Source organism: Amycolatopsis sp. cmx-11-12 (genome assembly GCF_046269425.1).
Lineage (GTDB): Bacteria > Actinomycetota > Actinomycetes > Mycobacteriales > Pseudonocardiaceae > Amycolatopsis.
Map to the genome: position 1 here is coordinate 105912 of NZ_JADNQM010000002.1, position 25773 is coordinate 131684.

The window sequence follows — 25773 nt, forward strand, 5'->3', positions numbered from 1 at the left end:
GCTTTAGCCCGAACCTTGACACGATCCGGTGGCTTTTTTGAAAGTTTCTTAGCCCGGTTGCCGGAATGGGCCCTCCAACAGGCTAGACGCCCTCAGAGGGGGACCCACGGAGATTCCCGGGCGAGCCACCTCCCGCAAGGATCTGCGTGCCGTAACACTGCGTGCAACAGTTCGGCACTTCTGAATCGATACTCATCGGCGTGTCCTGCCCCGAGGTCGGCCGCGAGCAGGCACGCCACCCACAGAAGTGAATTGAATTCGTATTTCTCGGCGGTTTCCCGCGCGCTCTCGACCAGCGTCTTCGCGCGGTCCCGCTCAGCGGAAGTCCCATTCGCCATCGTCACGCCGAGTACAAGCTGTGATTTGAGGACATGTCGGCGGGCACCCCGGGTTCGCGCCGTTTCCAGTGCCATTTCCGCAGGTGCGATCGCTGCAGCGGAAATGTTACTAGCCAGTTCGATTTCCGCGGCCACCCAACCGGCCCTGGTCCGGCTCCGCCAGTTGCCGATGTGCGCCTCCGCACGGGCCACCAGGCGCCGGGCGGCGGCCAGCCTGCCGCGGCCGAGGTTGTCCGCCGCGAGGCCGAGGAGGGCGTCCGCCCGTGCCCCCTCGGCGTCCAGGCCGTCGGGGTCGGGTTCACCTCGCGGCTCCGTGATCACCAGCGCGAGCGCCTCCCCGTCGAGGACGAGAGCCGCCGCGTGCCCGCCCAGCTGCCGCCGGTGCGACGCCAGCGTGCTCGCGGCCAGCGACGCGAGCACCGGGTCTTTGCTCGCGCGCAAACCGTTCAGCAGGGTGGCCGCCGCCGCGTACCGGCCACGGGCGCCGAGCCCGATCGCGGCGAGCAGCCGCCCACGAGGTGACGCGGGCACCGCGAAGGAGTTCGGCGGCGGCACACCGTCGCCGAACGCGGCGGACCGCAAGGACGCTTCCATTCGTCCTTTCTATCGCCTCGCACCGACAAGAACGTGCTCGATCCGGTCGGCGGCCGTCGTCAATTCGCCGAGCAGTTCGATCTTGTCCGGAAGCGTCGCGGGATCCCAGCCCGGACCGCAGGCGAACAGCCTGCTGCGCTGGCGGCCGCGGGACACCCTGGCGAACAGGCGCGGATCGGCGGTCGCGTGCCGTCCCGACCACAGCACCACCGCGGCCGGGACGCTGCGGCGGACGGTCACCGCGAGCACCTCGGCGGGCAGGGAGGCGCCGAACAGCTGGGCCCCGATCCGGCGTCCGGCGAGCGCCGCGGCGAGCGCGTACATCGGCATGTTGTCGCGCTCGTCCGGGACGCAGGTCAGCAGGACCGGCCGCTGGTTGCGCGGTTCGCGGAGCACCGGTGTCGCGCGGACCAGGGCCGCGTACACGCATTCGGCGAGCAGGTACTCGACCTCCGCGCCGGCGCTGACCCCGCGCCAGCGTGCGCCGAGCGCGGTCAGCACCGGTGACACGACGCCGGTCCAGGCCGGCAGGACGCCGAGTTCGCGGATCGTGTCGGCGAGCATGCGCTGAACCGCGCCGAAATCCATCGCGAGCGCGGCCGTGCTCAAGCGCCTGGCGAGGCGGGACGGGACGTCGTGATCCTCGGCGGGCGGCGCGGCGGCCTGTTCCTCCACTTGGACCACAGGAGTTTCCGGGTGCTCCGCCACCGTCCGGGGCATTTGCTCGAGCGCGTACTTCGCCGCTTCGGCCGTCGAGGCGCCGCGGAGCAACGCGCGCTGCATCAGTTCGAGACGGCCGATGTCGGAGCTGCCATAGCGGCGGTGACGGCCGTTGGTGTGGCGGCTCGGTCCTACGCCGTATCTGCGGTCCCAGGTTCGCAGGGTGGACGGTGCGACCCCGAGCCGGCGAGCGACTGAGGCCACCGGCAGGGTGGGTTCTTCACTGCTGATCCGAGATCCCACTCGACCCAATATCCAGGCAGGCCGGGGCCGCGGCAACCGGAACGGAAAGTGCGGCTCACACATCCGGGGGATGCCTAACGGCTGAATCGTCTTGAATCTCTTGAACAAGTATTGGCGCGCTTCTAACGTTACCGCCGTTGCACCGAATGGAGTATCCGCAGCGCAGCAGAGCAGGTTAAACGCTTCGACCGGATGACGGAGGCGGTCAGGATGGCGGACACACGCAGGCTCCCGGGACCCAACGCCGATGTATGGGACTGGCAGCTCGAAGGGTCGTGCCGAGGCATGGACAGCGCGTCCTTCTTTCACCCTGACGGCGAACGCGGGCCTGCCAGAGCCCGCCGCGAGGCGAGGGCCAAAGCCGTGTGCCTGGCCTGCCCGGTGCTGGCCATGTGCCGGAACCACGCACTCGCCGTGCACGAGCCCTACGGGATCTGGGGTGGGTTGTCGGAGTCGGAACGCGAGCACATCATCAAGGCGGACAAGCGCCAACTGAGCATGTCGAACGGCTGATCCGGCCGAGTCGGCAACGCGGAAGGGCGGCATCCGGGTGGGGTGCCGCCCTTCCGCTCGTCCAGACCCGGACGCGTCACGATTAGCCCGCGAAAGTCGCCCTGCTCGGCACCCGCTCCCCGCCGCCCCAGATCGCGTTTAGCCCGCTAAACGCAGGTCGGTGCCGTCGCGGGGCACCCCGCCGCCGGATCGCACTTAGCCCGCGAAAGTCGCTCCGTCGCGGCCGCGCGCCAGATCGCAGTTTGCCCGCTAAACGCAAGTGGGCGGACCAGGGACAAAGAAGCGGGGCGGCACTCCGTGTGGAGTGCCGCCCCGCTTCGTGGTGGAACAGATGGAGCTAGTGCGCGTGACCGTGACCCGCCGCGGCGGGCTCCTCGTCGGCCGGCTTCTCGACGATGGAGCTCTCCGTCGTGAGCACGAGCCGGGCGATGGAGGCGGCGTTCGCCACCGCGGACCGGGTCACCTTGACCGGGTCGACGATGCCGGCGGCCAGCAGGTCGGTGAGCTCACCGGTGGCGGCGTTGAAGCCGTGCCCCCAGCTCTGCTCCTGGACCTTGTTCACGATGACCGCACCCTCGTGGCCCGCGTTGGTCGCGATCCAGAACAGCGGGGCGGACAGCGCGTCGCGGACGATGCGCACACCGGTCGCTTCGTCGCCCTCGAGGCCGAGGCCGCCGTCGAGCTCCTTGACCGCGTGCACGAGCGCCGAGCCACCGCCGGGCAGGATGCCCTCTTCGACGGCCGCCTTGGTCGAAGCCACGGCGTCCTCGATGCGGTGCTTACGCTCGTTGAGCTCGGTCTCGGTGGCCGCGCCGACCTTGATCACCGCGACACCGCCGCCGAGCTTCGCCAGCCGCTCCTGCAGCTTCTCGCGGTCCCAGTCGGAGTCGGTGTTCTCGATCTCCTTGCGGATCTGCGAAACACGCCCGGCGATGTCGTCCTTGGTGCCGGCACCGTCGACGAGCGTGGTGTCGTCCTTGGTGACGACGATCCGGCGGGCGCCGCCCAGCTGGGCGAGCGTGGTCTCGGACAGCTTGTGCCCGATCTCGGCCGAGATGACCTCGCCGCCGGTGACGACCGCGAGGTCGTCCAGGAACGCCTTGCGACGGTCACCGAAGAACGGCGCCTTGACGGCGACGGCGGTGATCGTCTTGCGCAGCGAGTTCACCACGAGGGTCGACAGCGCTTCGCCGTCGACGTCCTCGGCGACGATCAGCAGCGGCTTCTTGGCCTCGACGACCTTCTCCAGCACCGGGAGCAGGTCGGCAAGAGCCGAGATCTTCTCGCGGACCAGGAGGATGTAGGCGTCCTCGAGGATCGCCTTCTGCTCCTCCGGGTTGGTCGCGAAGTGCGCCGATAGGAAGCCCTTGTCGAACTGCACACCCTCGGTGATCACGAGCTCGGTCGCCAGCGTGGACGACTCCTCGATCGTGATGACGCCGTCTTCGCCGACCCGCTCGACGGCCTCGCCGAGCAGGGCGCCGATGGCCGCGTCACGCGAGGTGACGGTGCCGACCTGGGCGATGTTGTCGCGACCCTTGACCGGGGTCGCCTTCTCCTTGAGGATCGCGATGACCTTCTCCGCGGCGGCCTCGATGCCGCGGCCGACGGCCGTCGGGTTGGCACCGGCGGCGACGTTGCGAAGGCCGACCTTCACCAGCGACTGGGCGAGCACTGTCGCGGTCGTGGTGCCGTCACCGGCGACGTCGTTCGTCTTGGTGGCGACGCTCTTGGCGAGCTGGGCGCCGAGGTTCTCGAACGGGTCATCGAGCTCGATCTCGCGAGCGACGGTGACGCCGTCGAGGGTGATGGTCGGGCCACCGAACTTCTTGTCGAGCACGACGTGGCGACCGCGCGGGCCGAGGGTGACCTTGACCGCGTCGGCGAGCTTGTTCACCCCGCGCTCGAGCGCGCGACGAGCGTCCTCGTCGAAACTGATCTGCTTGGGCATGGCGTGTTCCGCTTACCTTCCAGTTCTAAAGCTCGGAAAACACGAACGCCCCGTCCCCCGGCAATGCGGGGCCCGGGGCGTCATGCGCTGAGAGCGGACGTCAGTTGATGACGGCCAGCACGTCGCGAGCGGAAAGGATCAAGTAGTCCTCACCGTTGTACTTCACTTCGGTGCCGCCGTACTTGGAGTAGATGACGACGTCGCCGACGGAAACGTCGAGCGGGACGCGGTTGCCCTTGTCGTCGATGCGGCCCGGGCCCACGGCCAGAACCTTGCCCTCCTGGGGCTTCTCCTTGGCGGTGTCGGGGATGACGAGACCGGAAGCGGTCGTCTCCTCGGCCTCACTCGTCTGGACAACGATCTTGTCCTCGAGCGGCTTGATGTTCACGCTCACCGGGTTGACCTCCACGGTCGTCGAAAGCGTTGGCAGGATGAGTTACGGCTCCTACCACCCCCGCCGTCGCGGGTGCCGGGGCGTGTTCGGGCCGTGCAATTAGCACTCTAGCCATGTGAGTGCCAGCTTCGCAAGGAGGGTCCGCTCACCTCGCGAAAATGCCGTGTCCAGCTGCCTGACCGGCCGTTTTGTTCCGCCAGGGTTCCGCATGCGCATGCCCGTCCGGCTAGAGCTCCTTGTCTCTTAGACCCGAGTCCGGGCAGCGCGGACGGTCACGGAACTAGCTTGTGACCTGCGGTCGGGCTGAGGGGGACGAAGATGCTGCCGCTCCTTGAGCGGAACAAGCTGCCGGTGTACCTGCGCCTGATGTGGGCGGACAAGCCGATCGGCGCGCTCCTGCTCTTGTGGCCGACGCTGTGGGCGCTGTGGATCGCGACGGCCGGTGAGCCGTCACCGTGGCTCCTCGCCACCTTCGTGGCCGGGGTGTGGCTGATGCGCGCGGCCGGCTGTGTGGTGAACGACTACGCGGACCGCGGGTTCGACGGTCACGTGAAGCGAACAGCGCACCGTCCGCTTCCCAGCGGTGCGGCGACGGCGAGAGAAGCTCGCTACCTGTTCGCCGTGCTGGTGTCGCTCTCCTTCCTGGTGGTGCTGACGCTCAACGTCACCACTGTTCTGCTGTCGGTGGTGGCACTGGCGCTCGCGTGCGCATACCCGTTCGCGAAGCGCTACACGCATCTGCCGCAGGTGGTGCTGGGCGCGGCGTTCGGATGGTCGATCCCGATGGCTTTCGCCGCCGCCGGGGAATCCCTGCCGCCGATCTGCTGGCTGCTGTTCCTCGCCAATCTCCTGTGGGTGGTCGCGTACGACACGCTGTACGCCGCGGTCGACCGGGACGACGACCTGAAGATCGGCGTGAAATCCACGGCCATCCTGTTCGGCCGCCACGACAGGCTGGCCATCGGCGTTCTGCAGGGAACGATGCTGGTGCTCATGGCGATGGTCGGTCGAGTGGGCTCGCTCGGCTGGGAGTTCTACCTCGCCGTCGGGATCGCGGGCGCGTTGTTCGTCCGCCAGCAGAGGCTGATCGCGCGACGCGAGCGCGACGGCTACTTCCGGGCGTTCATGAGCAACAACCACGTCGGGCTGGTGCTCTTCCTGGGCCTGCTGGCGAATTCCCTCTGGTGAGCGCCCCTACAGATCGCGATTAGGGGGCTAAACGCAAGTCGGGGCCCTGGGGCTGCAGCCGGGAGGCAGCGCGGCCGCCGGATCGCGATTAGGGGGCTAAACGCAAGTCGGTGAGGTCGCTCACCAGGGCATCGGGGCGCAGGGCGGCGAGGGACCGGCGCTTCGCCGACGTAGTCGCGAGGGCGACCGTAGCGACTCCGGCGGCGCGAGCGGCGAGGACGTCCGCGGCGGAGTCACCGACCATCACGCACTTCCCGGGCGAAGTGCCGAGGGCCTTCACCGCGGCCTCGATCAGGGTCGGGTGCGGCTTCAAATGCGCGGGGTCGCTCGACGCCCGCGCACTGATCCGGCGGACCTGCTCGACGAGTTCGTGCACGGTCAGGAACGCCCGGATCGCCTCGACGGAGTTGTTGCTGACGATCGTCACCGTGAACCCCTGCGCGACCCACTCGCGGATCACCTCCACGGCACCCGGAGCGGGCGACACCGACGAAACAGCCTCGTTCTCCAGACGACTGAGCTGCCGCTCGACGACGTGCGCGGCGTTCGGGCCACACGTAGCCGCGTACCGGAGCACGTCGAACGGATCCGCCGAAGCGCTCACCTCACGAGGCAGATCGGGCCCGACGAGTCGCTTGAGCCTGTCGGCCACCTCGCTCGCCGGCAACTTCGCGAACACGTCGCACACCGGACCGTCGAAGTCGAGGAAGACATGGTCCTTCTCCTGCAAAAGCTCCTTCACCCCAGCCATGCCCCCACCTTGCCACCGGATCGCGATTAGGGGGCTAAACGCAAGTCCTGGACGGACCTTACGGAAGGGGCGGGTTTCTGGTTAGGTTCCGACCATTGGGGTCGGTCCTGTACAGCAGACCTAGACACTGGGGGTACACGCCCATGCCGCGTCCCTTCCGTCCCGTTGCCCTCCTACCGCGCCGGCGCCGCCCGAAACGGACCGCCGGACTCGCGATCCTCACCCTCACCGCGGGCCTTCTCGCCGCAGTCCCCGCCGAAGCAGCCCCTGCGGATCAGCAACGCCAGCGGGACTTCGCGGCCGCCGCGCAGGAGTTCGGTGTTCCCGAGAACGTCCTGCTCGGCGTCTCCTTCCTGGAGTCGCGGTGGGATTTCAACGCCGGCACGCCGAGCACGTCCGCCGGTTACGGCCCGATGCACCTGACCGATCTGCGTGAAGCGGGCACCGGCACGCATCACGACGAAGGCGGGGAGGATCCGCGCGGCGACGACGCGCGCCAGGCGAAACTCCCGGTGACACCGGCGCCGAAGCCTCCCCCGCCCGGCCTCCAGACCATCGACGAGGCGTCCAGGCTGATCGGCCAGGACGTCGCGACGCTGCGCACGAACACCACGCAGAACATCCGCGGTGGCGCCGCTCTGCTGGCGAAGTACCAGCGTGAAACCGGCGACTGGAACGCCGCCGTCGCGCGCTACAGCGGCGCGAAGGACGCGGCAGGCGCGCAGGCCTTCGCCGACGAAGTCTTCGACACCATCTCCAAGGGCGTCAGCCGCAAGACCGACGACGGCCAGAGCGTCACCCTCGCCGCGACGCCGATGAGCCCGCCGCGCGGACAGGCCGACACCTCGAAGGCCGAGTGCCCGAAGAAGGTCTCGTGCCTTTCGGTACCGGCGCCGTACCAGGAGTTGCCGAACAACGACTACGGCAACCACGACAAGGCGAACCGGCCGAAGAGCCAGAAGGTCGAATACATCATCATCCACGACACCGAGGGTTACTGGGACACGGCGATGGACCTTGTCACCGACCCGACGTACGTGAGCTGGCACTACACGATCCGCTCGTCCGACGGCCAGATCGCGCAGCACGTGCCGACCAAGGACGTCGCCTGGCACGCGGGCAACTGGTACGTCAACGCGAAGTCCGTCGGCATCGAGCACGAGGGCTTCGCCGCGAAGGGAACTTGGTACACGGAGGCGATGTATCGCACTTCCGCGAAGCTCGTCGGCTACCTCGCGCGGAAGTACGACATCCCGCTCGACCGCGCGCACATCCTCGGCCATGACAACGTTCCTGGCACGATCCCCTCGACCATCAGGGGGATGCACTGGGATCCGGGCCCGTACTGGGATTGGTCGCACTACTTCGACCTGATGGGCGCACCGCTGTCCGGCTTCGGCCGTCCCGGTTCGCCGCTGGTGACCATCACGCCGGACTTCGCGACGAACCAGCCCGCGTTCACCGGCTGCGAGACCGGCGGAAAGCCCTGCCCGGCAAGGGGTTCCGGTTCGGTCGTGCTGCGAAGCGAGCCGACCGACTCGGCGCCGCTGCTCAAGGACATCGGCCTGCGGCCGGACGGTTCGGCGAGCACGATGGCCGTCTCCGACATCGGCAGCCGGGCGGAAACCGGCCAGCGGTACGTGGTCGCCGAGCGACGTGACGGCTGGACGGCGATCTGGTACCTCGGCCAGAAGGGCTGGTTCCGCGACGCGCGCACGACGAGCCCGGCGTTCGGCCTGGTCGTCACCCCGAAGCCCGGCTTGGCGACCGTGCCGGTGTTCGGGCGCGCGTACCCCGAGCCCGAGGCCTATCCGGCGAACGTGCCGGTGCAGCAGGTCATCCCGCTCCCCTACACCTTCTCAGCGGGGCAGCGGTACTCGGCAGGCAACGTGCTCGGATCCGAGTACTACTCGGCGACGACGTTCGATCCGGCCAATCACGTTGTCGTCAAAGGAAAGACGCGCTACGTGCAGATCCAGTTCGGGCATCGCGTCGCGTTCGTGAAGGCGGACGACGTCCGGATCCTGCCCGCTTTCTGACCGCCGGTCCCGGGGTCAGGAGTCGAGGGCGACCTTGACCCCGGGAGCGTGCTCGGTGTTCCGCCGCGTCTTCGACCAGCCGTTCCGGCCGCGGACCAAGCGGAACAGCGCCCGCCACGACGTGATGTAGAACGTGTAGATGTACAGCGCGTAGGCGAAGCCCATCCCGAGCCCGCGCAGCAGATTGCGGCTCTTCAGGCATTTAAACTGATAGATCGGGCCCCACACGACGAACGGCAGCAGCCCGAACGAGCCGTAGATCGCGAACAGGATCCACGCGCCGTCGTCGGCGAACCAGGTCCACATCTGCCCCGGATCCCCCGCGGCGCCGAAGAGCAGCAGCAGGAACGGGATCGGGTACAGCAGCGAGCCGAGCAACTGCATCCACGGCTGCGCGAGGTAGTACATCATCTCCGCGGCGCCCAGTGTGCTCACATGCGGCGAATCCCAGATCCGCCGCAGATACCGTGAACACTGCATCGTGCCCTGGCCCCAGCGGGTGCGCTGCACCAGGAATCGGCGCAGGCTGTACAAACCTTCCTGCTTCACATGGGAATCCGGCGTGTAGCCGGTCCGCCAGCCCGCGGTCAGCAGGTGCACGCCGAGTTCGAAATCCTCCAGCAGCGAACCGCGCCACGGCTGTTCGTCCGTCCCGGCGATCGAGTCCAATGCGGACAGTCGCGTGAACTGACCGTTGCCGCCCATGGAGATCGTGCCGGTGAACCCGCGCGAGGTCTGGATCGCCGCGATGGCCGTACGGAACTCGAGATCCTGCATCTGAGCCAGTTTCAGCCCGAAGGCGCGCGAGAACCAGTTCTTCCCCGGCGGGCGGCTGTCGGCGTTGCCCATCCAGACGTCCAGCTGGACCGCGCCGATCCTCTCGTCGCCGAACAAATGGTCCGCGGCGCACACTTCGAGACAGTTCTCCGCCGGACGGCCGTCCGCGTCGACGACCACGACGACCACGTCCTCACGGCTCGCGTCCGGGCCCATCCAGTCGTTGAGCGCCTGGTAGGCGGCGTTGAGCGCGTCACCCTTGCCCGTCCTCGCCTCCGGGCGGCGCCGGGGAACGAGGTGCAGATACGGGTCGTAGCCGCCGTTGCGCCGCCAGATCGACTTGACCACGCGGGCCGTGCGGTCCTCGGAGTCGTCGTCGACGACCCAGACGTGCGCGTGCCGGAACGTCGAACGCAGGTACCGCACCGTTTCGCGGATGACGGCCTGCTCGTCGCGGCACGGGACGAAGAAGTGCCAGGTGTAGTCGGCGGTGTCACCGACGGGCGCGGGTTTGCGCCGCAGGTACGGCACGACGATCACGACCACGTAAACGATGAACGCGACGCTCATGGTGAGCGCGAAGGCCTGGGTGATCGCGAGCAGGATCTTGAGCGAACCGCCGCCCATCAGACGGCCTCTCGCTCGGCACGGGGCTTACGGGTGCTCAGCCAGACGAACAGCACGAGTGCGATCGCGCCGCCGAGGACGCTGACCATCGAACCGAGCAAAGTGTGTCCCCAGTAATAGCCTTCGTCGATACCCAGCATGTTCACGAGTCCGACGATCGCCAAAACCCTCATCTGATTGACAAGAATGACCACGATCGCGGAAATCGCCAACGAGGATAGTAGCCTCTTCGCGTTTCTCGGACGGAAATACAACATGGCGGCGGTCACCAGTAACAGCGGCAGCAACATGAATGCCGAAGAGCATTCCGGCGTCATTCGCAACCCGAGTGGAGTATCGCCTGACAACCCAAAGTAGACCGTCTCACGTTCACCGACAACAAAGACACCCGATGTGGTGATGACCCTCAGTATCAACCCCGCGAGGTGCACTTCGAACACCCGGTACAGGCGTTCGGCCAGCACCAGGCCGACCGCGATGGCGATGACCGCCAGTACCGCGATACGCAGCGGAAACCGGCTCGAACTCGGCAAAGGAGCACTCGCAACGGCCACGGTGACCCTCTCAGGAAAGACGCAGCGGACGACAGGATTCGACGAAGCCGACAGAGACTTCGCCGACGAGAGTAAGTGGGTGGAAGCCGGACCTTCCGACCGGGCTCGCATTTCCAAAGCGATCATTGCCCCTTTCGGCACGATCGTGGACTAACTGATTAGGCCGAACGAGTGATATCACCTTTGCCTGGGTGATTTTGCCGTGAAACCACCCGATCCGGTGGTCCTCGAAGTTTCCTGTTCAATTTGGGAAACACTCGGCGATAGACGATCTGCGAGCCGAGTCAGGCCAGCTGAGGATTCGTCCGCAACGGTCGCGCCCAAGTGCCGTCCGTAGATGAGAGAAAACCCCACGAATCAATTCGGAGGACCAGTTGAAGAACACACACCTCTTGCGACGAGGCGGATTGCTCGCCGCTGTGGTGGTGAGCGTGGCTCTCGCCGGTGCGGCGCCAGCCTCGGCGGCCCCCGGTGACGGCTCCGCGTATGGCGTCAAGGTCGACGTGAAGCTCCTCGGCCTCGACGCGGTGAAGGCCGGGCCGCTCGCCGAAGCGAAGACCTCCGGGCCGACCACCAACAGCCTCGCGAAGGTCGACCTCCCCGGTGTGCTCACCGCGGGCGCGATCAACACCGAAGCCAAGCGCGATGACAACTCCGGTGCCGTGACCGCCAAGGCCAGCACCGCCGATGTCGGCTTGCCGCTGCTGAAGACCGCTCTCGGCGACGTCGGCGTCAAGGCCGTCGAAGCCACCTGCACCGCGACCCAGCAGGGTGTGCAGGGCGCGACCAACCTGGTCGGGGCGAACTTCGGCAGCGCGGGCACGGTCGACGCGACACCGGCACCGAACACGCAGATCAAGGTCGGTCTCGGCACCGTCAACGTCGCGACGATCATCCTCAACGAACAAATCAAGAACCCCGACGGCAGCCTCACGGTCAACGCCATCCACGTGAAGCTGCTCGGCGACGCCCTCACCCCACTCGGCTCCGGTGACGTCATCGTCTCGTCCGCCACCTGCGGTCCGGCAGGCCTGCCGGTGCCGATGGCTTCGGGCGCGGGGCTGTGGATCGGACTCGGCCTGCTCGGTGCCATCGCCGTTCCGGTCGGTATCCGCGTCGTCCGCGGCCGTCGCTCCGTGACCACCGCCTGACCAGGGTGAAGTGAGGTCGAAATGTACAAGTTGCCTGGCGCCGGAGTCGGCGTCGCCGGTGGCGGAGTGGGTGCCCTCGCCGCCACCGGGGCCGACGTCGGCTGGTGGCTGGCCGTCGGGGTGATCCTGCTGGTTCTCGGAACCATCGCGGTCATCGCCGGCTACCGCCGCACGAAACGGCTCGGCAAGGTGGGGAGCTGATCGCTCCCCTTCGGCAGAACGGCCGCCGGCGTGGGCCTCTCGCACGCCGGCGGCCATCACCCGGGTTTTCCGGGACACTCGAACCCGTGGATGAGGAGCGCGAACGCGTGGATGTGATGTTGCTGGCAGGGACCCGGCCGGAGGCGGTCAAGCTCGCGCCGCTGGCATTGGCGCTGGCGGAGCACCCGCGCCTTCGGCCCTTTGTTGTCCACAGCGGACAGCATCAGGGCATGGTCGAGCAGGCGCTGATCCCGTTCGGCCTGCCGGTCGACGCCTGGCTCGACACCCCGCCGCGAACCACGGGCACACAGGCGGAACTGGTTTCCGGGTTGCTGCCCGCGCTCGACGAGCTGCTGCGACGGGTCTCCCCGGCGGCGGTCGTCGTGCAAGGCGACACGACGACCGGGCTGGCGGGCGCGCTCGCCGCGTTCTGGCTGGGTATCCCGGTGGTGCACCTCGAAGCGGGACTGCGCACGCACGACCTCGCCGCCCCGTTCCCCGAAGAGGGCACCCGGCAGATGATCTCACGCGTCGCCGCCCTGCACCTCGCGCCGACGCCGGGCGCCGCGGCCGCGCTACGCACGGAAGGTGTTGCACGCCAACGGATCGCGGTCACCGGGAACACCGTCGTCGACGCCGTGATCGCGATCGCCGAACGTGATCTCCCGGCGCGGGACACCGCGCTCGCGTTGCTGGAGATGGAAATCGCCGAGGCGAACGAGCGCCTCGTCCTCGTGACGTCGCACCGGCGTGAGTCCTGGGGTGAGCCGCTGAGCCGCACGCTCGCGGCCATCGAACTGATCGTCGCCGAGCACAACGACGTCCAGATCCTGTTCCCGGTGCACCCGAATCCGGCCGTGCGGGAGCAGGTCGTGACCGCGCTCGGCGGGACGCCGCGGGTCACGATCACCGAACCGCTCGAGTATCCCGATCTCGTGCGCGCCCTGCGGCTGGCCGAACTCGTCCTGACCGATTCCGGTGGTATCCAAGAAGAGGCGCCGACTTTCGGCACACCCGTCCTCGTGCTCCGCGACGTCACCGAACGGCGTGAGGCCATCGAGGCGGGCTGCGCCTGGCTGGTCGGGACGGACACCGGTCTCATCGCCGACACCGCGGCCAAGATCCTGCGCGGCGATCTCCATCCGACGCACGCCGGAAACCCTTACGGCGACGGCAATGCCGCCGCCTTGTCGGTGGCCGCGCTGGAAGAGCTGCTCAACCTCGCCCCGGTGCCGCGCACCGGCGCCGAACTGCGCTAGATCGAGACGATCTGGACCGGCAGCGCCGGATTGGCGGAGAAGTCGAGCGAGGCGCGCGGGCGGCCGGCGGCGACCACGTGCGCGCCGAGCGCGGCGATCATCGCGCCGTTGTCCGTGCACAGCCGCGGCCGCGGGACCCGCAGGGTGATCCCGGCTTCCGCGCAGCGCTCGGCGGCGAGTTCGGACAGCCGTGAATTCGCCGCCACGCCACCGGAAATCACCAGCGTGTCCACACCGTGTTCCTTGGCGGCACAGATCGCCTTCCTGGTGAGAACGTCGGCGACGGCCTCCTGGAACGACGCGGCGACGTCGTCGACAGGGATCTCCTCACCACGACGCTCGGCGCCCTCGACCCAGCGCGCGACGGCGGTTTTCAAGCCGGAGAAGGAGAAATCGAACTTGGCGTCACGGGGTCCGGTCATGCCACGGGGGAAAGCGATCGCCGTGCCGTCACCGTTCTTGGCCGCCTTGTCGATGGGCGGACCACCGGGATACGGCAGGCCGAGCACGCGGGCGACCTTGTCGTAGGCCTCGCCAGCCGCGTCGTCCACAGTGGACCCGAGCTCGGTGATCCCGGACGCGATGTCGTCCACCAGCAGCAATTGCGTGTGGCCGCCGGAAACGAGCAGGGCGAGACAGCGTTCGGGCAGCGGCCCGTGCTGGAGCGTGTCGACGGCGATGTGCCCGGCCAGGTGGTTGACACCGTAGAGCGGGATATCGAGTGCGGCGGCGTACGCCTTGGCCGCGGCGACGCCGACCAAGAGGGCGCCGGCGAGACCGGGTCCGGCGGTCACCGCGATGGCGTCCACATCGGACAGTTTCAGCCCTGCCTTGTCGAAGGCGCGCTCGACGGTCGGGACCATGGCCTCCAGATGCGCGCGGCTGGCGACCTCGGGGACGACGCCGCCGAAGCGGGCGTGCTGGTCGACGCTGGAGGCGACCTCGTCGGCGAGGAGTTCGACCGTGTTGTCGTCGTGCAGCCGGACGAGGCCGACGCCGGTCTCGTCGCACGAACTCTCGATGCCCATGATGATGCGTGGCATCAGCCCGCCACCTCGTCTCGGACCTGGGCCCGCGGGCGGGCCATCGTGTAGGCGTCGGCGCCGGAGGGCTGGTAGTAGCGCTTCCGGAGGCCGACGCGTTCGAAACCGTGCCGCTCGTAGAGCGTGATCGCCGCGTCGTTGTCGGTGCGGACCTCGAGGAACACCGGCGCGGCGAGCTCGTCGGCGCGGTCGAGGAGCGCTTTCAGCAGCGTGGTGCCGATGCCCTTGCGCTGGTTGTCGGGGTCGACGCCGATCGTGTGGATGCTGGCCTCGTAGTCGCCGCGACGACCGACGACGGCGAGCCCGGCGTAACCGATGACCTCGTCGCTTTCGTCCAGGCGCGCGACGAGGTAGTGGCCGCCGGCGTCGAGTTCCGCGTGGAAGGCGTGCGCGTTCCATGGCGAATCGCCGGGGAAGAGGATCTTCTCGATCTCGACACAGCGGGGAATATCCTTGCGGCGTAAGGGTTCCAGCCTCACGGCGTGGTCACCTTCTTGCGCGCGGCCGGTTCGACGGCGTCGGGGCGGCGGAGGTAGAGCGGGGTGAGCGGGGCGGGCTCGCTTCCGCTTTGGAGTGCTTCGCGGGCGGCCTTGACCAGTCCGAGGGGTGACGGGAAGCGCGGCTCGATCGGCTGAACGCCGAGGGCGTCCGCGTAAAGGAGGGCGCCGTCGCCCGCCGCGACCTTGATGGTGGTCTCGAGGTCGGCCGGGCGCTGGACGTGCGGGCCGTCGGTGCGGGTGCTGTCGGCGGCGTACGCGGCCCAGTAGACCTCGCGGCGCCTCGCGTCAGTGAGGACGAGGAAGGGCGCTTCGCCGGGGGCGACGTCGGCGGCGATCGCGTCGAGGCTGCACACCGGGTGGGCCGGGATGCCGAGGGCGTGGGCGAGCGACGCGGCGGTAGCCATGCCGGCGCGGAGGCCGGTGTAGGGGCCGGGGCCGACGCCGCAGACGATGGCGTCGAGATCGCGGAGCGTGACGCCCGCGGCCTTGACCGCTTCGAGGACGTGGGGCGTGATCAGCTCGCCGTGCGCGCGCGGGTCGACCGTGACGCGGTCGCCGCGCGATTCGAGCGTGTCGCCGTCGAGGGCGACGAGGCCCGCGGTGACCGCCGGGGTCGAGGTGTCGATGGCCAGTACCAGCACGGTTACCCAGCCTACGACCAGGCCCGCGCGCCGCGTTTAGCGGCCTAAGTGCGATCCGGTGCCGTGGCCGTTCCCCCGCCGCCGGATCGCGATTAGGGGGCTAAAGTCGCTCCCTCCGTGCCGCCCGCAGACCCCGGCCCAGATCGCGATTAGGGGGCTAAACGCACTTCGGTGGCAGGAGCGAGGAGGGGTGTGAAGCAGGTCGCAGGGGTGGGGGCGACATGCGCGGTACGGTCCGTCCAGCGAGGGCCACACGCCCCGGCAGGCGGAGTCGAGCAGGAGGTCACAAGGTGCCCGATCGGTTGTTCCCCACGCTGGCGAGCGGCTCCGGCAAGGAGGCCCTCCGCTTCGGCGACACGTCCCTGACGTACGCCGACCTCGCGGCCGTCGCCGGCACGCTCGCCCGCGACCTGCCGAGCGGCCGCGTCGCCGTCTGGGCGACACCGACGGTGCACACCAGCGTCGCCGTGATCGCCGCGCTGCTCGCCGGCGTCCCCGCCATCCCGCTCAACCCGAAGATCGGCGAACGCGAACTCGCGCACATCCTCGTCGACAGCGAGCCCCTGCTCGTCCTCGCCGAACCGGGCGCCGACCTGCCCACCGGCCTCGGCGGCCTGCCCCGTCGCGACATCACCCTCGAAGGCGCGCCCGTCGACCTCCCCGCGGAACCGGACGCCGAGGCCCCGGCGCTGATCGTCTACACCTCCGGCACCACCGGCCCGCCCAAGGGCGTCGTCCTCCCACGCCGCGCGCTCTCGACCACTCTCGACGCGCTCGAGAGCGCCTGGGAGTGGACGGCCGACGACGTCCTGGTGCACGGTCTTCCGCTGTTCCACGTCCACGGCCTGATCCTCGGCATCCTCGGACCCCTTCGACGTGGTGGCTCGGTGCGGCATCTCGGCCGGTTCTCCACAGAGGGCGTGGCACGCGAACTCGCGACCGGGGCGACGATGATGTTCGGCGTCCCGACGATGTATCACCGCATCGCGGGTGAGGTCGGCGACGATCCGTCGCTCGCCGAGGCGCTGAGCGGCGCCCGGCTGCTCGTCTCCGGATCGGCGGCGCTGCCCGTCCACGACCACCAGCGCATCACCGCGGCGACCGGTCAACGCGTGATCGAGCGCTACGGGATGACCGAGACCCTCATGAACACCAGCGTTCGCGCCGACGGCGAGCGTGTCCCAGGCACCGTCGGCGTCCCGCTGGACGGCGTCGACCTGCGGCTCGTGGACGAGGCGGGACAGCCCGTCGAGGAGATCGAGACCGTCGGCGAGATCCAGGTCCGCGGGCCGAACCTGTTCACCGAGTACCTCAACCGCCCCGACGCCACCGAAGCCGCGTTCGACGACGGTTGGTTCAGGACCGGCGACCTGGCGACCCGCGACGCTGCCGGATACGTGAAGATCGTCGGCCGGAAGGCGACGGATCTGATCAAGAGCGGCGGCTACAAGATCGGCGCGGGCGAGATCGAGAACGCGCTCATGGAACATCCCGGCGTCGCGGAGGTCGCGGTGACCGGCGAGCCCGACGACGATCTCGGCGAGCGCATCGTGGCCTGGGTGGTGCCCGACGGGGAACGCCCGACGGAGTCGGAACTCGCCGACCACGTCTCACGCCTGCTCTCGCCGCACAAACGGCCGCGGGTGGTCCGCTATCTGGAGGCGTTGCCGCGCAACGACATGGGCAAGGTCATGAAGCGGGCGCTCGGATGAGCAGGCCTTCCGCCCGGTCCGTCATCAAGGAGATCGCGACCGGTTTCGTGGACCTGGACGTTCCGCGTTCCGACGAGCCGGACGACGGGCCGATCGATTGGCCGGGCTATCACGCGGCACGCGAGGCCGCCGCGGAACGGTCAGGCGAAGACGAGTCCGTCCTCTGCGGGACCGCCGAGATCGGCGGCGTCGAGGCGGTCGTGGTCGCCTTCGAATTCGGTTTCCTTGGCGGGTCGATCGGTCAGCGGACGGGTGATCGCGTCGAGGCGGCCTTCGCGCGGGCAGTGGAATCCCGGTTGCCCGTGGTGTCGCTGATCGCGACCGGCGGCAGCCGCATGCAGCAAGGGATGCGCGCGCTTTCGCAGTTGCAGCGCATCGCGCGGGCGGCGGCCGGAGCCCGGTCGGTGCCGCAGATCTCGGTGCTGCGTGACCCGACCACGGGCGGCGGCTGGGCGACACTCGGCGCGAGCGCCGACGTCATTCTCGCGCTTCCCGAGGCGCAGGTCGGCTTCGCCGGATCACGGGTACGGCCTGCCGACGCGCCCGCGGAGGCGTACACGGCCGAGGCGAAGCTCGCGTGGGGCCAGGTCGACGGGATCGTGCCGCCCGCCGATCTTCCCGCCGTACTGGAACGGTGGCTGCGCTTGCTGGCCTCGCCGACGACGGAAGCCGCCGAGCCTCCTCACGCGCTCGGGTCGGCGGGATTGCCCGACAGCGGCTGGGCCGCGGTTCAGGCGGCGCGCTCGGCTGATCGGCCGAGGGCGGCGGAGTATCTCGACGCGTACTTCGAGTGGCGTGAGGATGTCTCGGGCGACAGGTGCGGCGGAGTCGACTCCGGTGTCTTATGCGGCTTCGGCTGGCGAGGCGGCCGGGCTATCGCGTACGCGGCACAGTGCGGAACGGCGACGCTGCCCGCAGGGTTCCGGACGGCGGCGCGGCTGGTGCGGCTCGCGTCGCGGCTCGGGATCCCGATTCTCACGCTCGTCGACACCCCCGGTGCGGCGAACGACGCGACGGCCGAGCGGGCCGGGGCCGGTGCGGCGATCGCGGAGATGTTCGAGGCGATCGCGAGCGCGGCCGTGCCGATCACGACGCTGGTGATCGGGGAAGGCGGATCCGGTGGCGCGCTCGCGTTCGCGGCGCCGGGATCGACCTGGGTGACGCTCAACGCGTACTTCTCGGTCACGACGCCCGAGGCGGCCGCGGCGATCCTCAAGCTGCCCGCCGACGAAGTCCCCGCCCTCGCGGACCGCCTGCGGCTACGCCCCCAAGACCTGGTCGACCTGGGAATCGCGCGGCTCACTCACCGCACAGATCGCGTTTAGCCCGCTAAACGCGATCCGGCGCGGCGACAAACGGTCGGAGATCGGCGTTGAGCGGGCACTATGCGCCGAGCATGGCCATCTGCATGTGCGGATGCCGCGGCCGAACGTCCGGTACCGAACAATTCTTTCCGCATCAACAACGGTGATCCACTCGATAGTATGAATGCGAAATACTCTGGGTGTACTCAACTCTCGCTATCTGCACAATGAGATGGCAAGCCACGTCCGCAACTACTCTTTCGAGTTACAGTAGTGCAAACCGATGACCCGGGGTGAATTACGCCGACCGCTCGGCGCAGGATTCAGCAACCTTTCACTTACCGCCCCGTAGGTCCGGAAACTTCGTCCACAATGGCTTGTGTTGCGGCCCGGAAACATCCGAATACCGCACATAAAGGAAGCGGCTCCCCGGGCAAGGGGGAGCCGCTTTGAAGTTCAACAGCTCCATCAACCCGAATAGTCCTATGGAGGCGTCAAACATGCCCAGCGTAGCGCCGTGTTCCGGCGGTATGCCAGAGGAGCCACCCCAGCCGCAGGTGATGACCCCGGATACGAACCAGGATCACCACGGCGGGTGTCACCCGGCAGAAGTCAGTCTCGACGAATTGCTCGATTTGGCGGGCGAACCGGTCGGCATGGTCACCGACCCCGCGTGCCGTCGCGTCCATCTGCGTCCCGCGACGCAGTGGCCCGAATTCTGGCGAAGCACGTTCTTCGGCAGCCGGGAAAACACCAGGCGTGTCCTGCTCTACTGGTTCGCCTTGATCGCCGCACTCCTCGCACTGGCCATCGTCGCGACACCGGCCGCGCAGACCGGTGTGATCGGCCTGTGCGGATTGTGGTGGCTTCACCGTCGGCGCGGACCGCAGGCTGAACCGGCCCCCGCCGTCTAGACAGGGTGCGCATGCCGCTGTGGGACCCAGCGGCATGCGCACCCCCAAGCCCGGACCACTGAGGTCTTGGGGCACGAAGGGGACGCTTCGCCAGGTCAGCCCTGATGCGGCATCCGGGTGAGACTCGCGTTTAGCGGGCTAATCGCGCTGCGGCCCGCCTGCCGCACAGATCGCGTTTAGCCCGCTAAACGCAAGTCGGGCGTCCGAGACTCCCACGTGCCGTGCGGCTCCAAGGTGACCATGCGGACATCGTCCTCGCGGCGATCCAGGCGCACGACGAGGTAGTCCTCCGAAAGGCGCTCCGCCGCCCCCTCGCCCCACTCGACGACCAAGGCGGACCGCTCGAGTTCGGTGTCGAGGTCCAGGTCGTCCAGCTGCGAGAGATCCCCACCGAGCCGGTACGCGTCGACATGCACCAGAGCGACTCCGGCCTCGCCCGCCGGATGCACCCTGGCGATCACGAACGTCGGCGAGCTGACCCGCCCGCCGACACCGAGACCGTCTGCGATCCCGCGGGTCAGCGTCGTCTTGCCCGCCCCGAGCGGCCCGGCGAGCAACACCAGGTCACCCGCGCGCAGCGAACGCCCGAGCGCGCGCCCGAAGTCCATGGTCGACTCGGGAGTCGGGAAAGCGAAGTTCATCAGCGCTGCCACCACCAGGTTCGCCGGTCAGGAGTTTCACCATCGGTGCCCGTGCACCGCTGCATCAAGTCGATCAGGTGGCTGTTCACCAGTTCAGGTTGTTCCAGCTGCACCATGTGCCCCGCGCCGCGCACGCGCACCAGCTCCGCGTCCGGCAGCTCCGCCGCGATCCGCTCGGCGTGCGAGATAGGCGTGAACCGGTCGGAATCGCCGCCGATGACCAGCACGTGCGCGTGCTTCAACCCGGCGAGCGCGGCATACCGGTTGTGGCTGCCGAGCGTGTCGACGAAATTCACGAGTCCGCGCACCGGCGTCACTTCGAGCATTTCCAGCATGAAGTCGACGAGTCGCGGAGACACGTCCCGGCTGCCGAAAGCCAGCCTGCGCACGGCCTGCCGGGTCAGCTGCCCTCCCGCCGCGCGCACGAACTCGACGAGTCCCGGCTGCCATCCGGCCAGCCCGCCGACGCCTCGCGTGAGCGGGTTGTACTTCGAAAGCAGTGATCGCGGCAAGCCCCGAGCGCCGACTTCGCCCGCCGCGGTCGCGATGAACGCGACGCCGCCGACGCGGTCTTCGAACAGCTCGGGATGCTCCGCGGCGAGTTCCATGATCACCATGCCGCCCATCGAGTGCCCCATGAGCACGATGGGTCCCTCCGGCACCACCGAGCGCAGGACCATGTCGAGGTCGCGCGCCAGCTGTTCGATGGTGCTGGTTTCGGCGTTCGCGGCGCCGGCTTGCCCATGCCCGCGATGGTCGTAGTAGACCTGACGCACTCGCGGCAGCTTCAGCGACGCGAGGTCTCGCCGCTGAAAATGCCAGCAGCGCTTCGACAACGCGAAACCGTGCACGCCCACGACGGTCAGCTCCGGTTTTCCCCCATCGGCCGGATCGATCTCCTCGACCGCGAGCGGCGTGCCGTCCTCCGCCGCCACTGTCGAAGTCCGGTCCGGTTCAAGATCCCCCAACGGCTCGTCCACGAACGGGTCCTCACTCTGCCGCCGCTGCTGTGCGGCGACGGCGATCGCGGCGGCGGTGCCGGTGGCCACCGCCCCGACGCCGCCGACGATGGCCAGCAGTCGTCGTGAAGGTGTCACGAGCCTGCCTCCAGATACGTCCGGTGGATTCGCGGGCGGTACATCGAAGTCACGATCTCGTAGTCGATCGTTCCCAGCTTGTCAGCCCATTCCCGGGCCGTCGGCTCGCCAAACGTGCCTTGGCCGAAAAGGATCACTTCGCTGCCGACGGCCGGTTCGTCGTCTCCGCAGTCGACGATCAGCTGGTCCATGCAGACACGTCCGGCCACCGGACGACGACGTCCGCCGAGCCAGACGTCCATCCGTCCGGACAGCGACCGCGGCACGCCGTCGGCGTATCCGACCGGGACCAGGGCGAGAGTGGTGTCGCGCTCGGCCGTCCAGGAATGGCCGTACGACACGGATTCGCCGGCGGCGATCCTTTTCGTGAGCACCACGGACGACTTGAAGGTCATCGCCGGGCGCAGATCCTCGGCGACGGGCACCGGGTTCAGCCCGTAGATCGCGATCCCGGGGCGCACGAGGTCGAAGTGCAGATCCGGCCTGGTCAGCACGGCGGCGGAGTTCGCTAGGTGCCGTATCGGGTTCAGGCCCGCCGCGCGGGCGATGTCGTAGGCGTCGTCGAACCGCTTCGCCTGCGCGTCGATGGACGGGTGACCCGGCTCGTCGGCGCAGGCGAGGTGCGACCAGATCGCGACAACGTCGATGAGCGGCTTCGCGGCCGCCGCTGCCTTGACGAGCGCCGGCCATTCCGCAGGTGGGCAGCCATTTCGGGACAGCCCGGTGTCGATCTTGAGGTGCACCCGAGAGATCGCACTTAGCCCGCTAAAGTCGCGCGCTCGGCGAGCGCCGTCGGCCACGCGGGCGAGTTCGTCGAGGGAGCTGACGGCGACGTCGATGTCTTCGGCGACTGCGGGTGCGAAGTCGGCTTCGGGGGTGTCGAGCCAGCTGAAGAGCCGACATCCGATCCCAGCGTGACGCAGTGCGAGTGCTTCGTCGAGGGAGCAGGTGCCCAGCCAGGTGGCCCCACCCTCGACAGCGGCCCTGCCGACCTCGAGCGCGCCGTGGCCATAGCCGTCGGCCTTGACCACGGCCATGGTCTGGGCCCCTGGGGCGCGGGAAGCGAGCAGGGCGACGTTGTGCCGGATGACGGACAGGTCGATGACGACCTCGGCACGCGGGAAACTGGCGGTCATAACGACCACCAGTTTCCCACGGCCCCGGCTCAGGACAGGCGTGCCCCGGTGGTGGCGGAGAACACGTGCAGCTCGTCGGGGCGGACCCGCAGGTGCAGGGTGTCGCCCATGACCGGCGGCTTGCGCGGGTCGACCCGGGTGACGACGTTCGACTTCGTGCCCTCGGCGTCGCTCTCGGCGAGCTTGCCGTAGACGTACGCGTCCGAGCCGAGCTCCTCGACGAGGTCCACCTTGATCGGCAGCGTGCCGTCCTCGCTGGCGGTCACCTCGAGCGATTCCGGGCGGAAGCCCAGGGTGACGGTGTCACCGTCGGCCTTGGCGAGAATCTCGCGAGTCAGCGGCACCCGTGCGCCGCCGAGTTCGGCACCGTCTTCGGTGAGCTTCGCGGTGACGAGGTTCATCGCGGGCGAGCCGATGAATCCGGCGACGAAAGCGTTTGCGGGCTTGTCGTACAGCGCGCGCGGGGTGTCGCACTGCTGCAGGAGACCGTCCGAGAGGACCGCGACCCGGTCACCCATCGTCATGGCCTCGACCTGGTCGTGCGTGACGTACACGGTCGTGACGCCGAGACGGCGCTGGAGCGCGGCGATCTGCGTACGCGTCGAAACACGCAGCTTCGCGTCGAGGTTCGACAGCGGCTCGTCCATCAGGAAGACCTGCGGCTCACGCACGATGGCGCGGCCCATCGCGACACGCTGGCGCTGACCACCGGAGAGCGCCTTCGGCTTGCGGTCGAGGTACTGCTCGATGTCGAGCAGCTTGGCCGCGTCGAGCACCTTCTGCTTGATCTCCGAGGCCGGACGGCCCGCGATCTTCAGCGCGAAGCCCATGTTCTGGCCGACGGTCATATGCGGGTACAGCGCGTAGTTCTGGAACACCATCGCGATGTCGCGGGCGCGCGGGGGCAGCTGCGTGACGTCGCGGTCGCCGATCCAGACGGCGCCTTCGTCGATGTCCTCGAGGCCGGCGAGCATCCGCAGGCTGGTGGACTTGCCACAGCCGGAAGGCCCGACCAGCACGAGGAATTCGCCGTCGGCGATCTCGAGTTCGAGTGCGTCCACGGCGGGCCGCTCGGAACCGGCGTAGCGCCGGGTCGCCTTGTCGTAGGTGATCGTGGCCATCGGTTCAGTCCTCTTTCGGTTTCGCGGAAATGCCGTGCCCGAGTTCGCGGGCTTCGAGATGTCGTTGCTGGATCCGGTGTCCCTCGGCGCGGTCCGCCTCGGTCGGTTCGAGCGGGGTGGTGCCGTGGTCTTCCTGCCAGCGAGGAGGTTCCGTGCTGGAAGCGAGGGCCCAGGCCGCCTGCCGCGCGGCGCCGACCGCGACGTATTCGGCGACTTCGGGGACGACGACGGGCACGCCGAACACGATCGGCGCGACCGCGCGGACGGCGGCCGACTGCGCGCCGCCGCCGATCAAAAGCACTCGGTGGACTTCGAGTCCCTGTTCGCGAAGGGCGTCGAGACCGGCGGCGAGTCCGCACAACATGCCTTCGACGGCGGCGCGAGCGAGGTTCTCGGGCGTCATGCTGGCCCTGGTCAGACCGAGGAGCGTGCCCGTGGCGTCCGGGAGATTCGGCGTCCGCTCCCCGTCGAGGTACGGGAGGAAAGTGAGGCCGCCGGAGCCCGCGTCGGCGGCGAGCGCCAGCTTGTCGAAGTCCGCGAGTTCGACGCCGAGCATCGCGGACGTCGCGGTGAGCACGCGGGCGGCGTTGAGGGTGCAGGCCAGCGGCAGGAATCGGCCGGTGGCGTCGGCGAATCCGGCGACGATGCCGGAGGGGTCTGCGCTCGCGGTCTCCGAAACGCCGAACACCGTGCCGCTCGTGCCGAGCGAGACCACGACGTCGCCGGGGGCGAGTTCGAGACCGAGCGCGGCGGCCATGTTGTCACCGGTTCCGGCCGAGACCAGGATCCCGTCCGGTGTGTGCCCCGCGGCCTCGGCAGGACCGATGACCTTGGGCAGTTCGGGTGTCCGGCCGCCGAAGGCGTGCGCGAGGAGGTCCTGGCGGTAGGCGCCGGTGGCGGGCGAGAAGTACCCGGTGCCGGAGGCGTCGCCGCGGTCGGTGACCGGCTCGGCGCCTTCGCCCAGCAGCTGCCAGGTCAGCCAGTCGTGCGGGAGCAGGACGCGGGCGACGCGATCGGCCAACTCGGGCTCGTGCTCCGCCATCCAGCGCAGTTTCGTGACGGTGAAGCTGGCGACAGGCAGCGAGCCGACGGACTGCGCCCAGTTCTCGGGGCCGAGCTCGCCGCCGAGGTCTTCGGCCGCCTTCGCGGAGCGGGTGTCGTTCCACAGCAAGGCGGGCCGGACGACCTCGCCTGTTTCGTCGAGGGTGACCATGCCGTGCTGCTGACCGCCGATGCCGATCGCGCCGACACCGTCGAGGAGGCCGTCCGTGGCTTCGCGGAACGCGTCCCACCACGCCGACGGGGCGACTTCGGTGCCCTCGGGGTGCGCGGCGCGGCCGGTGCGGACGATCTCGCCGGTGTGCGCGTCGCAGACGACGACCTTCGTCGACTGGGTCGACGAGTCGATTCCGGCGACCAGGTCAGAACTCATATTCCGGGCCCTCCGGTGCGCATTCGACCTGCTCGATGGCCGTTCCGGCGAGCAGCGCCGCCTCGATCTCCTCGGTCGGCGCCTCTTCGTCGGTGATCAGGAGGTCGTAGTCGCCGATGTCGCCGTACGCGTAGGTGGCGGTGCGGCCGAACTTGGAGTTGTCGACGACCAGGACGTTGCGGTCGGCGGTGCGCAGCGCGGCTTTCTTGAGCTCCGCGTAGTCCTGGACCGGGTGGAACAGGCGGCCGACCGCGACCGCGGCGACCGAGACGAACGCGATGTCAGCGTGCGTGCGGTCGAGGAACCCGACCACGTCCGGACCGGCGCACGAGTCGAACTCGTGGTGATAGCGGCCGCCGGCGAGGACGACCTCGACGCTCTTCGCCGGGCCGAGGATGCGGGCGGCTTCGAGCGAGTTGGTGATGACGGTGAGGTCCTCGACCTGGCCGAGGCGGCGGACGAGCGGGAACAGCGTCGTCGAGTCGTCGACGAAGACCGTCTGGCCGGAGTGGACGTGCGCCGCGGCGGCCTCGCCCAGCGCGTCCTTCGTGGCCAGGTTGAAGGTGTCGCGGAAACGGGCGGCCGACTCCATGGTCGTCGCCGGGTAGGCCTCGACCTTGCCGCGCAGTTTGCGGAGGAGACGGCGCTCGGCGAGGTCGTCGAGGTCGCGGTGCATCGTCATCAGGCTGACGCCGAACCGTGTGGTGAGGTCGTCGATGCGGACCTCGCCGGTGGCGATGACGTGGTCGAGGATCTCCTGGCGCCGGTGCTCGACGGCGGCGTCCGATGGCCTGGTCTTAGACATGGGCGACACCGTTCACGACCCGGACCGTCGCGGTCTCGGCGGGGTGGGTGTCGGCGCTCACACCTGCTTCTTACCAGATTATTCGCCCGGAGTTAACACGTAACTCGATAACTCTCCCATTTCCTGC

At 68.8% G+C, this 25773-nt stretch carries 25 protein-coding genes; 9 read left to right on the forward strand and 16 right to left on the reverse strand.

The features are described 5' to 3' along the window. Positions 1–92: 92 nt before the first annotated feature. Positions 93–932, reverse strand: coding sequence for a hypothetical protein (locus ACLARN_RS02875; protein ID WP_409489738.1), 840 nt, complete (start codon positions 930–932; stop codon positions 93–95). Between the two features lie 9 nt (positions 933–941). After that, complete coding sequence (locus ACLARN_RS02880) at positions 942–1856, reverse strand: MerR family transcriptional regulator (protein ID WP_409490002.1); 915 nt, start codon at positions 1854–1856, stop codon at positions 942–944. A 249-nt stretch (positions 1857–2105) separates the two neighbouring features. Here ACLARN_RS02880 and ACLARN_RS02885 point away from each other — a divergent pair, with 249 nt between their 5' ends. Further along, complete coding sequence (locus tag ACLARN_RS02885; protein WP_034305019.1) at positions 2106–2408, forward strand: WhiB family transcriptional regulator; 303 nt, start codon at positions 2106–2108, stop codon at positions 2406–2408. A 337-nt stretch (positions 2409–2745) separates the two neighbouring features. Here ACLARN_RS02885 and groL read toward each other — a convergent pair whose 3' ends face one another. Both groL and groES read right to left on the reverse strand, forming a co-directional pair. Continuing rightward, positions 2746–4359, reverse strand: a complete 1614-nt coding sequence (gene groL, locus ACLARN_RS02890; protein ID WP_409489739.1) for a chaperonin GroEL — start codon at positions 4357–4359, stop codon at positions 2746–2748. A gap of 100 nt (positions 4360–4459) precedes the next feature. Beyond that, positions 4460–4753 (reverse strand): co-chaperone GroES, encoded by a 294-nt coding sequence (groES, locus tag ACLARN_RS02895; RefSeq protein WP_007031106.1) that lies wholly within the window; start codon positions 4751–4753, stop codon positions 4460–4462. Between the two features lie 318 nt (positions 4754–5071). On the opposite strand from groES, the gene ubiA reads away from it, so the two are divergent. After that, positions 5072–5941: a 4-hydroxybenzoate octaprenyltransferase gene (gene ubiA, locus ACLARN_RS02900; protein ID WP_409489740.1), complete on the forward strand. Its 870-nt coding sequence runs from the start codon at positions 5072–5074 to the stop codon at positions 5939–5941. Positions 5942–6029: 88 nt separating this feature from the next. On the opposite strand, the gene ACLARN_RS02905 is transcribed toward ubiA, so the two are convergent. Then, positions 6030–6692, reverse strand: a complete 663-nt coding sequence (locus ACLARN_RS02905) for an HAD family hydrolase (protein ID WP_409489741.1) — start codon at positions 6690–6692, stop codon at positions 6030–6032. A gap of 143 nt (positions 6693–6835) precedes the next feature. Between ACLARN_RS02905 and ACLARN_RS02910 the strand changes: the two genes are divergently transcribed. After that, positions 6836–8731, forward strand: coding sequence for an N-acetylmuramoyl-L-alanine amidase (locus ACLARN_RS02910; protein ID WP_409489742.1), 1896 nt, complete (start codon positions 6836–6838; stop codon positions 8729–8731). Between the two features lie 15 nt (positions 8732–8746). On the opposite strand, the gene ACLARN_RS02915 is transcribed toward ACLARN_RS02910, so the two are convergent. Beyond that, positions 8747–10135, reverse strand: a complete 1389-nt coding sequence (locus ACLARN_RS02915; RefSeq protein ID WP_409489743.1) for a glycosyltransferase — start codon at positions 10133–10135, stop codon at positions 8747–8749. Beyond that, the gene (xrtP, locus tag ACLARN_RS02920) at positions 10135–10638 is read right to left on the reverse strand and encodes an exosortase P (RefSeq protein ID WP_409490003.1); all 504 of its coding nucleotides are present in this window, start codon (positions 10636–10638) and stop codon (positions 10135–10137) included. The genes ACLARN_RS02915 and xrtP overlap by 1 nt, the downstream gene beginning before the upstream one ends. 425 nt (positions 10639–11063) lie before the next feature. Between xrtP and ACLARN_RS02925 the strand changes: the two genes are divergently transcribed. The 3 genes from ACLARN_RS02925 to wecB all read left to right on the forward strand — a co-directional run bounded on the left by ACLARN_RS02925 (position 11064) and on the right by wecB (position 13300). Further along, positions 11064–11840 carry a choice-of-anchor P family protein gene (locus ACLARN_RS02925; RefSeq protein WP_409489744.1) on the forward strand — a complete coding sequence of 259 codons (777 nt, stop codon included), beginning with the start codon at positions 11064–11066 and terminating at the stop codon, positions 11838–11840. 21 nt (positions 11841–11861) lie between these two features. Next, on the forward strand, positions 11862–12041 hold the full coding sequence (locus ACLARN_RS02930; RefSeq protein WP_044855691.1) for an LPXTG cell wall anchor domain-containing protein: 180 nt from the start codon (positions 11862–11864) through the stop codon (positions 12039–12041). Between the two features lie 107 nt (positions 12042–12148). Then, positions 12149–13300 carry a non-hydrolyzing UDP-N-acetylglucosamine 2-epimerase gene (wecB, locus tag ACLARN_RS02935; protein WP_409490004.1) on the forward strand — a complete coding sequence of 384 codons (1152 nt, stop codon included), beginning with the start codon at positions 12149–12151 and terminating at the stop codon, positions 13298–13300. Here the strand turns inward: wecB and tsaD are convergent. From tsaD to tsaB, 3 genes are read right to left on the reverse strand one after another with little or no spacing between them, the layout of a single operon-like run. Beyond that, complete coding sequence (gene tsaD / locus ACLARN_RS02940) at positions 13297–14343, reverse strand: tRNA (adenosine(37)-N6)-threonylcarbamoyltransferase complex transferase subunit TsaD (RefSeq protein WP_409489745.1); 1047 nt, start codon at positions 14341–14343, stop codon at positions 13297–13299. The genes wecB and tsaD overlap by 4 nt on opposite strands. Further along, positions 14343–14822, reverse strand: a complete 480-nt coding sequence (gene rimI / locus ACLARN_RS02945; protein WP_409489746.1) for a ribosomal protein S18-alanine N-acetyltransferase — start codon at positions 14820–14822, stop codon at positions 14343–14345. The genes tsaD and rimI overlap by 1 nt, the downstream gene beginning before the upstream one ends. Then, positions 14819–15484, reverse strand: a complete 666-nt coding sequence (gene tsaB / locus ACLARN_RS02950; protein ID WP_409489747.1) for a tRNA (adenosine(37)-N6)-threonylcarbamoyltransferase complex dimerization subunit type 1 TsaB — start codon at positions 15482–15484, stop codon at positions 14819–14821. Before tsaB ends, rimI begins: the two co-directional genes overlap by 4 nt. 290 nt (positions 15485–15774) lie before the next feature. Between tsaB and ACLARN_RS02955 the strand changes: the two genes are divergently transcribed. The 3 genes from ACLARN_RS02955 to ACLARN_RS02965 all read left to right on the forward strand — a co-directional run bounded on the left by ACLARN_RS02955 (position 15775) and on the right by ACLARN_RS02965 (position 19414). Then, positions 15775–17196, forward strand: coding sequence for an acyl-CoA synthetase (locus tag ACLARN_RS02955; protein WP_409489748.1), 1422 nt, complete (start codon positions 15775–15777; stop codon positions 17194–17196). Next, a complete protein-coding gene (locus ACLARN_RS02960) occupies positions 17193–18521 on the forward strand; it encodes a carboxyl transferase domain-containing protein (protein WP_409489749.1) in 1329 nt (442 codons plus the stop codon). The genes ACLARN_RS02955 and ACLARN_RS02960 overlap by 4 nt, the downstream gene beginning before the upstream one ends. Positions 18522–19000: 479 nt before the next feature. Then, positions 19001–19414, forward strand: a complete 414-nt coding sequence (locus ACLARN_RS02965; RefSeq protein ID WP_409489750.1) for a hypothetical protein — start codon at positions 19001–19003, stop codon at positions 19412–19414. Between the two features lie 176 nt (positions 19415–19590). Here the strand turns inward: ACLARN_RS02965 and tsaE are convergent, their stop codons facing one another. The 6 genes from tsaE to ACLARN_RS02995 are packed head-to-tail and all read right to left on the reverse strand — an operon-like array spanning position 19591 to position 25646. Next, positions 19591–20055, reverse strand: coding sequence for a tRNA (adenosine(37)-N6)-threonylcarbamoyltransferase complex ATPase subunit type 1 TsaE (tsaE, locus tag ACLARN_RS02970; protein WP_409489751.1), 465 nt, complete (start codon positions 20053–20055; stop codon positions 19591–19593). Beyond that, positions 20055–21152 carry an alpha/beta fold hydrolase gene (locus ACLARN_RS02975; protein WP_409489752.1) on the reverse strand — a complete coding sequence of 366 codons (1098 nt, stop codon included), beginning with the start codon at positions 21150–21152 and terminating at the stop codon, positions 20055–20057. Before ACLARN_RS02975 ends, tsaE begins: the two co-directional genes overlap by 1 nt. Beyond that, the gene (alr, locus tag ACLARN_RS02980) at positions 21149–22288 is read right to left on the reverse strand and encodes an alanine racemase (protein WP_409489753.1); all 1140 of its coding nucleotides are present in this window, start codon (positions 22286–22288) and stop codon (positions 21149–21151) included. The genes ACLARN_RS02975 and alr overlap by 4 nt, the downstream gene beginning before the upstream one ends. 29 nt (positions 22289–22317) lie before the next feature. After that, positions 22318–23409: an ABC transporter ATP-binding protein gene (locus ACLARN_RS02985; protein ID WP_409489754.1), complete on the reverse strand. Its 1092-nt coding sequence runs from the start codon at positions 23407–23409 to the stop codon at positions 22318–22320. Positions 23410–23413: 4 nt separating this feature from the next. Further along, positions 23414–24841 (reverse strand): xylulokinase, encoded by a 1428-nt coding sequence (gene xylB, locus ACLARN_RS02990; RefSeq protein ID WP_409489755.1) that lies wholly within the window; start codon positions 24839–24841, stop codon positions 23414–23416. Next, positions 24831–25646 carry a DeoR/GlpR family DNA-binding transcription regulator gene (locus ACLARN_RS02995; protein ID WP_409489756.1) on the reverse strand — a complete coding sequence of 272 codons (816 nt, stop codon included), beginning with the start codon at positions 25644–25646 and terminating at the stop codon, positions 24831–24833. Before ACLARN_RS02995 ends, xylB begins: the two co-directional genes overlap by 11 nt. Between the last annotated feature and the right edge of the window lie 127 nt (positions 25647–25773).